The sequence below is a fragment of the Novipirellula rosea genome (assembly GCF_039541335.1).
Taxonomy (GTDB): Bacteria; Planctomycetota; Planctomycetia; order Pirellulales; family Pirellulaceae; genus Novipirellula; species Novipirellula rosea.
In genome coordinates, this window is sequence record NZ_BAABGA010000120.1 from 57339 (window position 1) to 70898 (window position 13560).

At 55.3% G+C, this 13560-nt stretch carries 10 protein-coding genes; 5 read left to right on the forward strand and 5 right to left on the reverse strand.

What is annotated here, in order from left to right:
• Positions 1-53 precede the first annotated feature (53 nt).
• Together ABD971_RS32565 and ABD971_RS32570 are read right to left on the reverse strand one after the other, a co-directional pair.
• Positions 54-1400 carry a sulfatase family protein gene (locus ABD971_RS32565; RefSeq protein WP_345327866.1) on the reverse strand — a complete coding sequence of 449 codons (1347 nt, stop codon included), beginning with the start codon at positions 1398-1400 and terminating at the stop codon, positions 54-56.
• Between the two features lie 386 nt (positions 1401-1786).
• A complete protein-coding gene (locus tag ABD971_RS32570) occupies positions 1787-2851 on the reverse strand; it encodes an alpha/beta hydrolase (RefSeq protein ID WP_345327867.1) in 1065 nt (354 codons plus the stop codon).
• Between the two features lie 232 nt (positions 2852-3083).
• Here ABD971_RS32570 and ABD971_RS32575 point away from each other — a divergent pair, with 232 nt between their 5' ends.
• On the forward strand, positions 3084-3602 hold the full coding sequence (locus ABD971_RS32575) for a hypothetical protein (RefSeq protein WP_345327868.1): 519 nt from the start codon (positions 3084-3086) through the stop codon (positions 3600-3602).
• A 58-nt stretch (positions 3603-3660) separates the two neighbouring features.
• Positions 3661-4314: an IS1096 element passenger TnpR family protein gene (locus ABD971_RS32580; protein WP_345327869.1), complete on the forward strand. Its 654-nt coding sequence runs from the start codon at positions 3661-3663 to the stop codon at positions 4312-4314.
• Positions 4315-4612: 298 nt separating this feature from the next.
• On the opposite strand, the gene ABD971_RS32585 is transcribed toward ABD971_RS32580, so the two are convergent.
• From ABD971_RS32585 to ABD971_RS32595, 3 genes are all read right to left on the reverse strand, one after another.
• Positions 4613-6016 (reverse strand): DUF1501 domain-containing protein, encoded by a 1404-nt coding sequence (locus ABD971_RS32585; RefSeq protein ID WP_345327870.1) that lies wholly within the window; start codon positions 6014-6016, stop codon positions 4613-4615.
• Positions 6017-6298: 282 nt separating this feature from the next.
• Positions 6299-6574 (reverse strand): hypothetical protein, encoded by a 276-nt coding sequence (locus tag ABD971_RS32590; RefSeq protein WP_345327871.1) that lies wholly within the window; start codon positions 6572-6574, stop codon positions 6299-6301.
• A gap of 106 nt (positions 6575-6680) precedes the next feature.
• Entirely contained in the window at positions 6681-8204 is a 1524-nt protein-coding gene (locus ABD971_RS32595) for a sulfatase family protein (RefSeq protein ID WP_345327872.1), read from the reverse strand.
• 291 nt (positions 8205-8495) lie between these two features.
• Here ABD971_RS32595 and ABD971_RS32600 point away from each other — a divergent pair, with 291 nt between their 5' ends.
• The 3 genes from ABD971_RS32600 to ABD971_RS32610 all read left to right on the forward strand — a co-directional run bounded on the left by ABD971_RS32600 (position 8496) and on the right by ABD971_RS32610 (position 13257).
• On the forward strand, positions 8496-10430 hold the full coding sequence (locus ABD971_RS32600) for a leucine-rich repeat domain-containing protein (RefSeq protein ID WP_345327873.1): 1935 nt from the start codon (positions 8496-8498) through the stop codon (positions 10428-10430).
• Positions 10427-11740 (forward strand): nickel pincer cofactor-dependent isomerase, group 22, encoded by a 1314-nt coding sequence (locus ABD971_RS32605; RefSeq protein WP_345327874.1) that lies wholly within the window; start codon positions 10427-10429, stop codon positions 11738-11740. Before ABD971_RS32600 ends, ABD971_RS32605 begins: the two co-directional genes overlap by 4 nt.
• A gap of 212 nt (positions 11741-11952) precedes the next feature.
• Positions 11953-13257: an SMI1/KNR4 family protein gene (locus tag ABD971_RS32610; RefSeq protein WP_345327875.1), complete on the forward strand. Its 1305-nt coding sequence runs from the start codon at positions 11953-11955 to the stop codon at positions 13255-13257.
• Positions 13258-13560 lie beyond the last annotated feature (303 nt).

Below are 13560 nucleotides of genomic sequence, written 5' to 3' on the forward strand. Positions count from 1 at the left end.
GCGGTTGGGAAAGGGGGGAGAGGGGATTTTAGAAGTGGGGATGCATGACTTGGCTATTCAAAGTCACTTGTCATCTCGGCTCGCAATTTCAGCAACCGCTGTGTGATATCGGGTCGAGATTCTGCAACATTATTTGTCTCGCCAATGTCCTGGTTCAGATCCACAAGAAACAATTTATCCTTCAATCGGCCACCCTCTTTACGCTGGGTTTCGTTGAGCGAGGTGTCACGGGGATTGCCAATCAGTTTCCAGTTCTGGTCGCGGACTGCCCACTGAGAGTTTTTGCCGCCACCGCCGAACTGCCAATAAAACGTTTCGCGTGGCGGCTTTGCATCATGACTTAAAACATCCACGATCGATACACCATCGAGCGTGTTTGCAGGCGGTTTTACGTCGCAGAGTTGACAAAGGGTGGGCAGCCAATCACACGCGGTCATGAATTGGTCACGGGTTTGACCAGCCGGGAATTTTGGCGGAAAGCGAACGATCGATGGAACTCGAATGCCCCCTTCGAACAGCGAAAACTTGGCTCCCCGATAGGGCCCGGCGTTGCCGCCGCCACCAAAGGCGCGAATCTCGGTGCTGTGCCCATGGTCCGCTTGGTAGATGACGATCGTGTTTTCGCTCAGCCCACTGCGGTCAAGGTGCTCGATCACTTCGCCAATGTATTGATCCATGGTTGACAAAAAAGCACCGTACTCACGGCGGGGTGATGGCAAGTCCTTGTAACGCTCGAGCCACTCGGGCGTCCCTTGATAGGGATAGTGCGGCGCGTTGAATGCCCAGTACAGTAGCCATGGCTGATCGGACGGTTTGTCGATAAACGTTTTGCAGCGATCCACCATTAACTGAGGAAAATACTCGCCTGGTCGATAGACTTCGTGTCCATTGTCGAACAGGTCGTGACGGTTCGGGCCGGCCCAGAAAAAGAAGTGCGAGTAGTTATCGATACAGCCACCGAGATGACCAAACCAATCGTCAAAGCCTTGCCCCTTCGGATTCGTTTCTGCCGTCTGACCGAGATGCCACTTGCCGACTTGTCCGGTGCGATAGCCTGCGTTGCGAAAAACTTCGCCGATCGTGACTTCTTCGGACCGCAGATCGCCGTTGCCTGGTTGTCCTGCACGTGCGGGGTAACGCCCCGTCAACAACCCCACTCGGCTGGCCGAACACACCGGTGCAGCCGAATACATCTGAGTCAGCAGCAATCCTTCGTTGGCCAAGCGATCCAGGTTTGGCGTTTGCAGATCGGTGACGCCCAAACACCCCAGATCGATCGAACCTTGGTCATCTCCGTAAATGATCAACACGTTCGGCCGTTCGGCCAGGGAAGGTTTTGCAAACACCGCCAACAAGATGGTCAACGCTACGACGGCAGCAATCCAAGAAAATCGAATCATGGTCAGGCTTGGGTAAGAGATGGCGAGGTAGTGGCGGAGCGACGAACGGTCCGTGTCGTACAAGAACGTCCGGCTTAGTAAAATCACTACCCGACGCGTATGTTTTGATGTTGCATGTTTATCTTTAGGGGCAAAGCCCCGGACGTTTACCTAGCCCAGCCCAACGGGCTGGGACCAAGAAAACCAATGAATGGAAGGGCCAACGGCCCGGCCGTTTGCTCGGATCTACTGAGGGCGGCTGGCAAATGGCCGGGCCGTTGGCCCTTAGGTTTCTTTGCATCGAAAACCTGGCCCGTTGGGCCAGGCTATGCAAATTGCTGGGCCTTTGGCCCGGGGAACGTCTTCAAAACGCGTTAGGATGGTTATTGCTCAGCGGTCCCAGGTGGTCACTCGGCGTGATAGCCACGCCACATCCACACCAGCGTATCGGCGAGCGTTCGCTCGAACACTTTGCGATCACAGTGCCGGGTTGCTCGGCTGAAGACGTAGCGATAATCGTAACCTTTGGCTTTGAGGGCTGCGGCGGTCCGCTGATTGGCCATCACCCAATTGTGATGCGTTCCTTCGGGATCGTTCGCGCGGTTGTCGTTCTCGGAAACATGCGTAAAGATCCGCAGAGGCTTCTTTTCGCTGTTGGCGATCAATTTCATGCTCGAATGGTATTCCCAAGCACCCAACGGGTAATCCGCTTCTTCGGGAGCGTCGTCGTCTTGTTGGTCCACAAAGGTGCCCGAGTAAGTGATCAAGCGGCGAAACAAGTCGGGGCGAAACCAGCCCATCGTCAGCGCCGCGGCGCCTCCGGAACTGCATCCCATCGCGGCTCGGCCCCACGGATTTTCGGTGAAGCCAATGTTGGGATAGGCCGCTTTGATTTTCGGGTTGTTGAGCACCGCGGGCAAAACTTCGTCGTTAATGAACCGGGCATAGCGGTCGGACATCGTGTCATACTCAAGTCCTCGTTCGCTTCCCTTGCCGTCGTTGCCTCCGTTTTGGACCGCAATCGCGATAAAGGCGGGCAACCTGCGGCTGGGATCTTTTGAGATCGTCAAATTATCGAGTGCGTTGCGGACCAGATCCAATCGGCTCGGACCATCCATCGTGACCAAGATCGGTGCCTTCGTGCCATCGACGTAGGCGGCAGGAACGTAGACAAAAATCTTTCGTTCTTTGTGGACTTCCTTTTTCGGATTCAGCGTGGTGTCAGTGCCCGGAAAAATCTTGCTGTTGGCAAGTGGCATTGTGAATTCAAAATACTTGCCTTTCGGATTTCCTTGGTCGGTCAAATCAGGATCGATCGAGTAATTGGGGCCGACGACGTGGTTGCCGTTGCCCTCGGTCCCAGGATTTTCGGAATAGGTGTCCGCTGCTGACGCGAGACTGCAGCTAACCGGGATGGCAAGGAGGGCGACGAAGCAAGTGGACGTCAAACGAACCATTGATTTGATGAACATCGAGAACTTTGCGGAGAGATATTGGGGGGGGAGGCACGGGATGCTGGACGACTTGTCGACAAACGCCCCAGAGGGGACGCTATTCTACTTAGAATTGCCGCCTGACGAGTTCGAGTTCGCAAAGAAATTGCAGAGCGATCGAAAGATTCCAATGGCAAAGAAATGAAAAGGCTCCTGCCCGGCGAGATATTGGGAATTCGAGAATCAACATCAACAATCATTGGAAAAAGAAATGTTGGCCGACGACATACGCAATCTCTACATAAACGGTCTGACAAAGCCGAACGCAGATATCCTACGCAAGCAAACCATTGAAAAAGGGAATCCCGGCTCGATTTTGATCGATATCCATATGTTGATCGAGGCGATTGGCGAGGGATTGCCGACCACCAGCAAGTATTTTCTCTTGCCGCAAGGTCGGCTCGATGAATTCAACCAACGGCTCACCACGCCGCTGGTTCACAATATCAAGCGACCGCAACTGAGATCGTTTCCCGCTCTGATGGGATTGTTCTTATTGCTGCGTTCCAGCGGGTTGGTCGTAGGCGAAGACAAGCCGAAACGCAGGGTGTTCGTTGATCCTGAAATGCGAGCGCAGTGGGAATCTCTAGAGCCCACGGATCAATACATGTCATTGCTCGGCACTTGTATGACGACCGCCTCTTTCGAGATCGTTGGAGAACGTGGCATGCATTCGCATGGTTTGAAAGATAGATTCGAAAACGCGTATTTATATTTTATATCTCGATAGGCGTAAATCATCTATTCTTGACGATCTAGGGCTTGAGTATCACGTCGCATACAACTTGATGCATCAATTCGGTTGGTTGCGACTTAAGTATGCGTCCGAAGCCAAAGCCGGAAAGTCGGCTGAACTTCAGTGGGGCGAGCGACTTCCGTTCGGAGATGCAATGTTCTGTGCCTGCTGCGGGCTCAAAAATCGTGTCTCCGACTCGGACGAGGAATTTCAGGCTACGTTGAAGCCCTACTTTCCTGAATGGAAAAAATCATTGACAGAGCCCGAGCCTGAGTTTCAAGAATTTCAGTTCACGCTCAAAGTCTCGTGGGGTGATGTCTGGCGTCGAATCGTCGCTCCGGACGAGACAACGCTCGAGGAACTTGCGGCGCTGATCATCGAAGCTTTCGATTTTGAATTCGATCACCTCTACCAGTTTGAATATCGCAACAAACGCGGCCAGAATGAGACCGTCATTTGTCCGCAATTAAGGGATGGAGTTTACTTCGCCGACGAAATGATGCTGGGGCATCTGCCCATCGGAAAGGGCGAATCGATGCTCTTTCACTATGACTTTGGTGATGATTGGAAATTCAATGTCTTGATCGAAGACTTGAGCGATCTGCCCGATGAGTACGAGGAACCAAAGATCACCGATCGATTCGGAGAGGCACCCAAGCAATACCCATTCGAAGAGGAATGGGATGACGAGGATGAAGACTGCTGAAATAAAATCCCGCGTTGCGCAAACGTACTGTCACCTCTCCCAAACGCAGGCTTGGGAGAGGTCGAGCAGAGCCTTCAGCGATGCTCGGGTGAGGGCCGACCGAGCAAGTCGAGTTCACTGCACGCTATGTTGCGCGGTCGGCCCTCACTCGAACGAGGCCTAAAGGGCCCCGCTGGACCTCTCCCAGCTTCGCCGAGAGTGGTGACCCGCTACAGCTGTAGCGGTGAGCACGGGCATCATGGCAGGTATTTGAAATAGACCAATATCACCAGTCACGCTTCGTTGGGGGCGAGTGGCACTACGCAATGATGTCGTCGATGATGCGGCCGTGGACGTCCGTTAATCGGAAATCGCGACCAGCATATCGGTAGGTCAATTTCTTGTGATCAAATCCCATCAACTTCAGCATCGTGGCGTGCAGGTCGTGCACATGGACGCGGTTTTCAACCGCTTTGAATCCAATCTCGTCGGTCATCCCAATCGTCTGGCCGCCTTTGACACCGCCGCCAGCCATCCACATGGTGAAGCCATGATGGTTGTGGTCTCGACCATTCATCTTGCCCTGGTTCGAGCCCTCTTTGGGCATTTCCACCACAGGCGTTCGGCCAAACTCGCCACCCCAAATCACCAGTGTTTCGTCAAGCAAACCGAGCCGTTTCAGATCGGCCAACAGTGCCGCGATTGGCTGGTCGACTTGGCCGGCGAGCCGTTTGTGGCCGGCGTTCAGGTCGTCATGGTTGTCCCAAGGTTGTCCGGCTCCGGTGTAAAGCTGAACATACCGTACGCCTCGCTCGACCAACCGGCGGGCGATCAAGGTTTGACGCGCAAAATCACCTGGTCCATAAGCGTCCCGCACCGCCGATGTCTCTCGTGAAACATCAAACGCGTCGGTCGCTTCGTACTGCATTCGATAGGCAAGTTCGAACGACTGGATTCGTGATTCCAATCGTGGGTCCTCGGGACGCTGCGATGCATGCTGCTGATTGATCGACGCCAGCAGATCTAATTGTTGACGCTGGTCGTATTCCGAGACTCCGGGCGAGCGAATGTTGTCGATCAGTTTGTCGACACGCTCGTGACTCGAATCGATATAGGTACCTTGATACTTGCCCGGCAGAAAACTGTTCTGCCAATTTTGGGACTCTTTGATCGGGTAGCCGCCGGGACACATGACGATGAACGATGGCAGATTTTCATTCTCGCTGCCCAGACCATACGTCATCCACGATCCAACACTGGGGCGGACCAATCGTGATTCGCCCGTATTCATCAGCATCAGCGAAGGCTCGTGATTGGGCACATTCGCGTGCATAGAATTAATCACGCAGATGTCGTCGATATGCTCGGCTGTTTTGGCGAACAGTTCGCTGACGTGGATTCCACTTTCGCCGTACGGTTTGAATTTGAACGGAGACCCCATCACGTTGCCGGTTGGACGTTCCGTCTTTAGCGTTCCCGTCGGCGCCGATTTGCCATCGAATTTGGCCAATGCCGGTTTGTAATCGAACGTGTCGACATGGCTCGGCCCGCCGTTCATGAACAAATGGATGACGTATTTTGCTTTGGCAGGAAACTGCAGCGGTGAGGATCCGGCGGCCATCGCGTCTCGGCTAAGCATGTCGCCCAACGCGACCGCGCCGAATCCGGTACCACATCGGCGCAACATTTCACGACGCGAAATTGAAGACGAAAAGGGATTCATCGAATCGCACTCAGGGAAGGAAGGGAGGGAAGGCGGGAGCGAGCGAGGGGGGATCTTGAGGACGCTGCTATTCTAACGGATCTTGCCAGCGTGTCGTGGGCAATTTCTAGGTGTCCGTCAGGGGGCGTCCGATCCGAAACAAGGAAAACGCGATTGACGCACGCCTCACCGCGAAACCAACCTCGTTTACAGTCCATGTCGGTGCATGGGACTCGCTAGCGGTGCGTCCAAAACGTCCTTGCAGTCGGCGTTCCGCCGCTTCCAGGACTACTTCTTGCAGGGCTATTTCAGCTCTTCGAACCCTTCAAACGCGTCGTCGCCACCCACCATCGGTTCACCGCCGCCAAATCCATCGTCCGCGGGCACTTCGGCCGCGACCTCGTCGCCAGCAAAACCTTCGTTTTCGCCGAACGCTTGCTCTTCCGCTTCCTCGGGCATGGCCTCGGGGTCGGCGGCAGCCTTGGGCTCTCGTGGTTTACGGTTGCCCATCAGCGATACAATCGGTACCGCTAGGATGACCGCTAACAGAAAGACGACCCAGAGTATGAAATAGATCATCGATAGATGGCAAAACTCACGAGGAACGAAGGAAAACGTGGGTCTGTTAGGATAGTTGCCGCATGGCGACCACGCAACGAAAACATCCGCAGATGCCCGCCATCTGCTATTCGTAATCCCATTTCATGATCCACGGGTCCTGCATCTCTTTCTGCATCGCCTTTAGCTTGGCCTTGTATCGTTCCAGGATATCTTTGTGCCCTTCGCTGTCGGCCAAATTGCTCGTTTCGTTCGGATCGGCCGCGATGTCATACAGCTCGAATTGGGGGCGGTGAACATAGCCATCCACCGTTTTGTTGCCGTACGGCGTGTCAGGACCTTGCTTCCACTGAGCCTGCCAGCTGCTGGCGGCCCACAAATCCGACGCGAACGGGTACGGCAATGGATAGGCGATATTCCAGATCAGCTTGTACTTGTCGTCGCGAACGACTCGCATCGGGTAGTACATTTGGATTTCATGGAACGTGTGCGAGGCAAAAATGGTTTCGTGATGCGGTTCCGCAGGATTGGCCAAACAGTGCATCCATGATTTGCCGTGGTAGGAGTCGAATTTCTGTCCGCCGTCACGGTTGTCTTTCATCGCCTCGTCACGCTCGGCCCAATACTTTTTGACGTTGATTGGATTTTTAGGACCGTTGGTTTTGGGATCCAAACCGCCCGCGAAATCGAGGATCGACGGAGTGATGTCGATGTGGCTGATCAGTGCATCGGACTCGACCCCACGTTCGCTTTGGTAGGGATCGCGAACAACGAAGGGGACTCGCAAGCCACCTTCGTAAACCGTGGTTTTGCCACCGGCGAACGCCATGCCGTGGTCGGCGGTAAAGACCAGCATCGTCTTGTCGTAAAGATCGTTGGCCTTCAGGATTTCGACCAAGCGAGCGACGCCTTGGTCAATCCGCGAACACGATTGGTAGTACTGAGCCAACTCTTCGCGTGTCTCAGGCGTGTCGGGCAAAAACGGTGGCACGACAACGTCCGCAGGGTCGTAGAAAACCTCATCGACGCCGGGATAGGCCTTGCCGTTGGGTTTGTTGCCAAATAAGTCGGGCTTCAGCTCCAATTTGCTGGTCTTGTCAACGCCGCCGCCACGATGCGGGTCGGAGGTGGCGAAGTACAAAAAGAAAGGCCGGTCGTCGCTCGAATCGGTGATGAAGTCGCTACTGGCATTCGCCATTTCGACGGCGTTGCGGGGATTGCCTTTCAGATAGGTTTCAAAATGATAGACCGCCTCGGGCGCAACGTGGTACTTGCCAATTTGTCCCGTGCGGTAGCCTGCGTTCTTCATCACTTGCGGCATCGCCAAACCCACCACGTCATGAAACGAAGCAAATTTGTGGTAGTGGTGTTGGTGACCGAATTGTCCGTTACGATGGTTGTGTAGTCCGCTCATCACCACACTGCGGCTGGCGCTACACGACGCGGTGGTCGCGAATGCGTTACGAAACAACATGCCGTCCGCAGCGATCGCATCGATCGCGGGCGTCTTGGCGACCGGGTCGCCGTAGCAACCGAGTGTCGGACTCTCGTCATCGGTAATGATGAAAATCACATTGCGTTCGGCTGCGACAAGAGTGCTGAGCGAACATAATGAAAGGATCGGGGCAAGCGTCAGTAGTGCGAAACGCATGATCTGCGATCCGAAGCGAGCAGGATATTGCATGGGATGGGAAGGCATTGGGTTGGAGAGGGATTGGGGAGATTGACATCGATATCACAAGGGGCGTGGGCGATACCGATTGGAGGAGGCTTCAGGCAGTAGCTCCCTCGCGTTTATGTCAGGACCAAAAACGAGGGGGCGATCGTAGCGGAAGTCGTCAAGACTTTCGTTGCATTGCTGAATGATCCGAGACGCTCGACACGTTCCGCTACCTTAAAATTTACCTTGGGCAGAGCGTTAGTTTAATAGATCCACAATCAGATGGCGAATACGTTGCATCAAATTCAAGTTTTTCGTTCGCGAGTCCAACGAATTAGCGGTTCGACGCAAGCCGTCCGGTTGCAGCGTGAAAAAACGTTCGATTTCGACCGGGCGGCTTACGACACACCGCTACAAAATCACCCGGTTAGTGCCAAAGTCGATGGCCCGCAGCTAGCGCCGTCGACTGACAATTTGATGCGGCACGCCGCGTTTGTCATGGCCGTGGTCGCATTGGGCATCACGATGGTCGCGCCGTCATTGGCGGCTGACCGGACGACGTTTGCGGTCGCGTTACCGCCGGATGCTGCTGCTGTGGATCCGGAAAAATGGGAAGACGCGACCTTTGCAAATCAAGCGATGCTGGACAAACCAGCTGCGACGGACACGGCATCGGGGACAACCGACTTAGCTTGGCGGGCTTATTCCGAACTTTGGCAGGCCCATGCTGCCGATCCAAGCAATCGAGCGATTCGCCGATTTCTCGGACTCCCCTTGAGCGGAACGATTGAGATTCGGTCGGCTCGGGGGCGATCGGCCCCTTCGTGGTTGCAATGGCGACGCGGCAGTTATCAGCAGTTCGAATCGCCTCACTTCACCATCTATAGCCGCGCTTCGGATGCCGATTCACAACGAGTTGCCGTCGACCTAGAGCAATGTTATTGGGTTTGGACCCAGATGTTTTTTCCGTTGTGGGAAGGCAACCAGCAAGTCGCGTTGGCGTTTGCCGAGTGGACGCCGGGAACATCGATCGCCGATCTTCTAGCCAAAAAAACATCGCGGCTTTCGACGCGTGCGAAATTGACCGTTGTCTTGTTTCGTGATTGGAACGAATACGCTGCGACTCTTTCGAAGGCGATTCCAGGGATCGAACGTTCCACTGGTTTTTATAGCGACGAAAATCGCACGACGTTTCTGTTCGCCGGGCACGAGGAGACCGAAGCGACACGTCGCCACGAGCTGACGCATCAATTGTTTCGCGAAGCCACACGTTCCACTCGGTCGCGGACCAGCCGATCGGCGGTCGACAAGATGCCCGGCGAAGACGCCGGGTTCTGGTTGATCGAAGGCATCGCTGGCTATTTTGAATCGTTGCAGTTGCACCCGAGTCGTGCGACACTTGGCGGATGGGACGCTTCACGGCTGCAATACGCTCGTTACCGCACGCTGGTCGGGGGCGATTTTATGCCGCTTTCGGAGCTGGAACCCGAAGGCCGGTTGCAAGCTCAGCAGCGTCCCGATTTGGCTCGCTACTACGCGCACGCGATCGCCCATACTCATCAATTGCTTGATGGTGGAAACATTGAAAACCGAAAATGGATCTATCACCATTTGGCCGAGCTGTACGGAATCGAGTCACCGTACCCAGACGTTCCTGCCCCCGACACGGGGGTGCAGCCGATGCGTTCGTTTTTGACCGTCAATGACGAAGATCTAAAACGCAACCCGCCCGATCCCGCGACAAAACGGTTGTGTTTGTCGTCATGCGAAGTCACGGCCGATGGGATTGAAGGTTTTCCAAAACTGCCCCAGCTCGATTGGCTGGATCTTTCGCGAAACCGCCAAATCGATTCGGACGTCGTGAACTCTGTGTTGGCAGACGCCACATCGCTGACGCAGTTAAGTCTCGAGGCGACGGCAGTCGACAACCGCATCGCCGATCCTTTGAAAAACGCCAAGAAGCTCGAGGAACTCGATTTGAGTTTTGCTGCGATCGACGACTCCTTGATCCAGGCGATCAGCGGGCTGAGCGAGCTGCGGACTTTGTGGCTGACCAAGACCGAGGTGTCCGACGCGGCGATGGATGTGATCGAGACGCTGCCGAAATTGGAAGTTTTGGACGTCCAGCAAACCAAGGTCACCGACGCTCGGCTCGAACAATTCAAACGAGCTCGCCCTAACGTCAAACTCAATCCGCTGGAGCTACGCGTGCAATGAATGCCTCCGTGGAATCAGAACTGCCGCAATGTTTCCGGCTCCGTCAACACTTCGCCTCGCTCGCGGTGGACAATGTCCGTCAATCGGTCGATGCCGCGATTGGCCATTCGACTTTGACCAGCCGGCTTCGTCCGGGGCAAACGGTTGCAATCGCGGTCGGCAGTCGCGGGATCGCCGACTTGCCGACGATCGTTTCAGCCGTGGTTGATTTTATCAAGCGGTGCGGCGGCGTCCCCGTGATCGTGCCGGCGATGGGCAGCCATGGCGGCGCGACCGCCGAAGGACAGGCCGCGTTATTACGATCCTTGGGAATCGAGGAAGCGGCGATGGGCTGCGAGATCCGTTCTTCGCTGGACACAATTGTGATCGGCACCTCGACTGCGGGACTGGACGTTCACTTTGACAAGTTCGCCAGCCAGATGGATCACGTCGTGGTGTTGAACCGGATCAAGCCGCACACGCGTTTGGTCGGTCGCTACGAAAGTGGGCTGGCCAAAATGTTGATGATCGGATTGGGCAAACACCAAGGCGCGATCGTTTATCACCAAGCGATGGCGGATGCCAATTACTGTTTGGATGCGATGGCGGCGGAAATTGTGCCGATGATCCAGACCGCTGCGCCGATTTCGCTCGGGCTAGCGATCATCGAAGATGCGTTTGACCAGGTCTCGCATGTCGAAGCGGTCGAGCCAGCCGAGTTTCTGTCGGCCGAACCACGTTTGTTGGCGATGGCACGCGAGCGGATGCCGCGGTTGCCGTTTGATCATGTTGATCTTTTGATTGTCGACCGAATGGGCAAAGAGATCAGCGGTACCGGAATGGACACCAATGTGGTAGGCCGCAAGTGGAACGACAAGGTCGCTGCGGCGGACGAGTTTCCCAAGGTCAAGCAGATCTACGTGCGTGATCTCAGCGACAAATCCGCGGGCAATGCCGCCGGCATCGGAGTCGCCGAATTTTGTCATCGCCGCTTGGTGGAAAAGATCGACTACGAAAAGACTCGCGTCAATTGTTTGACCAGCATGCATGCGTCGGCCGGCGCCGTGCCGATCCATTTTGACTGCGATCGCGAGGCATTAGTCGCGGCGATGGGCCAAGTTGGTAAGCGGACACGCGAGCAGCTGCGTTGGATCTGGATCCGAGACACACTCCATCTGAGCGAGTTGGTCTGCAGCGAAGCCTACTGGGACGAGGTGGCTTGCGGCGAGGACCGCAACGCTGCTGCGCTCGAAACACTCGGCAAACTCGAGCCATTGACGTTCGATAACGAGGGGAACTTGCGGTCAATATCGGCATTCCCGGGGGCGTAAACTGCCTCGCTTCTAGTAAAAAACGTTCCCCCCTTTAGCGTGGCTATGCTAGTCTGGAGCAGCCGCACGCTCCTCTTGTGGACGAGACGGCAAATTCGCTAGGCTAAACGGCCTTGTCTACCCAAAATCACGGCGGTGTTTCCGAGCGATCCTGCGATATTTTTTCCCTGATCGATACATTTTATTGCGTCCTCCTGAACTTTCGGTCCCCTTTGTCTGACGTCGTTTCACAGCCGACCCCGTGGTCTGAACGGATTTCCGAGCGATATCAGTGCGTTTTGGCACCTGATTTGGCTGATTGGCTGGACCGTGAGATCTGGAAACGCAATGGAACGGGCGAATTTCGCCTGCCGATTCCCGCCGATGGGTTGCTTTCGGATGCTCCGGATGAAATTTGGCCCGGGCTGATGCCCTGTGATTTGTTGCCTATTCTTGGCGATTCGGATGGCAATTGGGTCTGCGTTCGCGCCGATGCGAACAATCAGATGGGCGAAATGGTCCAGTGGTTTCATGGCGGGGGCGATTGGATGCCATGGGGCAAGCGGTTAGCCGACGCGATCGTGTTCGAGGCGGTGGTCGAGCGACTGCCTGGCCCGCGACGACGATTAGCGATTCCCGCCGAAAATCCCAAGCAAAATTTCGACCCGCTGAACGATCCCTTCGTGCATTGGGCATTTGAACATCAAACTAAGGCGATTCGAGAACTGTTGGCCGAGCAGACGAGTTCGCAAGAGTCCGCCGAAGTGCTGCTCCGCGAAAACATTGCCTGCGAAGCGGTGAGGTGCGAATTGGTCCAAGATGCGATGCACCAACCTTGGGCCAGCCGGCTCAACGGTAAGCTCGCCAGCCAGATCGGGCTGTCGTGGAACGATTGTGTTTCGTGGATGTTTGATGCGGGACGGATGCCCGACGACGCCTGGAATTTGCTCAAAGAAAAACTAAAGCTCAGCGACCACGATCGCGGCGAGCAAGATTGGTCGGCGGTCGAGACTCATTGCCGCGCCGTGATCGACGCGACAACGGATTCGGCTCGCCAAATCGCTTGGGCCTGGGATCTGCTTGGTTATGCGATCGAGCGTCGCGGGGATTCGTCCGCTGCGATCGATACGTTTCGACAGGGCGCAAACGCATCGAGTTTTACCGATCAAGCCGTCCGTATGAACACTCATTGGATGCAGCAAGAGGCGGCCAAGTTTTCGGTCGCGCGATTGCAGAAACTTGATCCCAATCGAGTCGCGAATTCAAAATATTTGTCGAGCCTGCTGGCCACGAACACACAATCGTGTCGCCAACAAGTCGTCGAGTACTGGATGGATCAAGCCAATCAAGCGACCAGCGAAGTCCAGCGACACGAGCGGTTGATGAAAGCGGGGTGGGATGTCGGCGTCGATTCATTTGTGCGCTATTCGACGCTACTTGATCGCGTTGCCGAAGCGGCCGAAGCAGCCGGGCAACACGCTCGCGCTAGTCTGGCCAACACCCACCGCCGTTGTCTGCGAAATCGTTACGGCGTCTAGCCAAATGTGGGGTAGGCTTCCGGCTTGTCAGCAAGAACAGTTCTTGATGACAGGCTGGAAGCCTATCCCACTGATTCTCTCAACTGACAGGCTAGATGGCATATCCAACAAGGCACCCCCACTAGACGGATGTGTCCAATCGGTTTTGATGACTCCATCGGCATAATCGTTACGGTTTGACGCTCCGAGGACGCTTTCCTAACCAAACAACGCGAACAACTAGAAGTATCAGCACGATCCGGTCGATTGTTCATGATGCCGGCATGGGTCAACCAAGTGGACGACCCGATGCTAGATAAACTT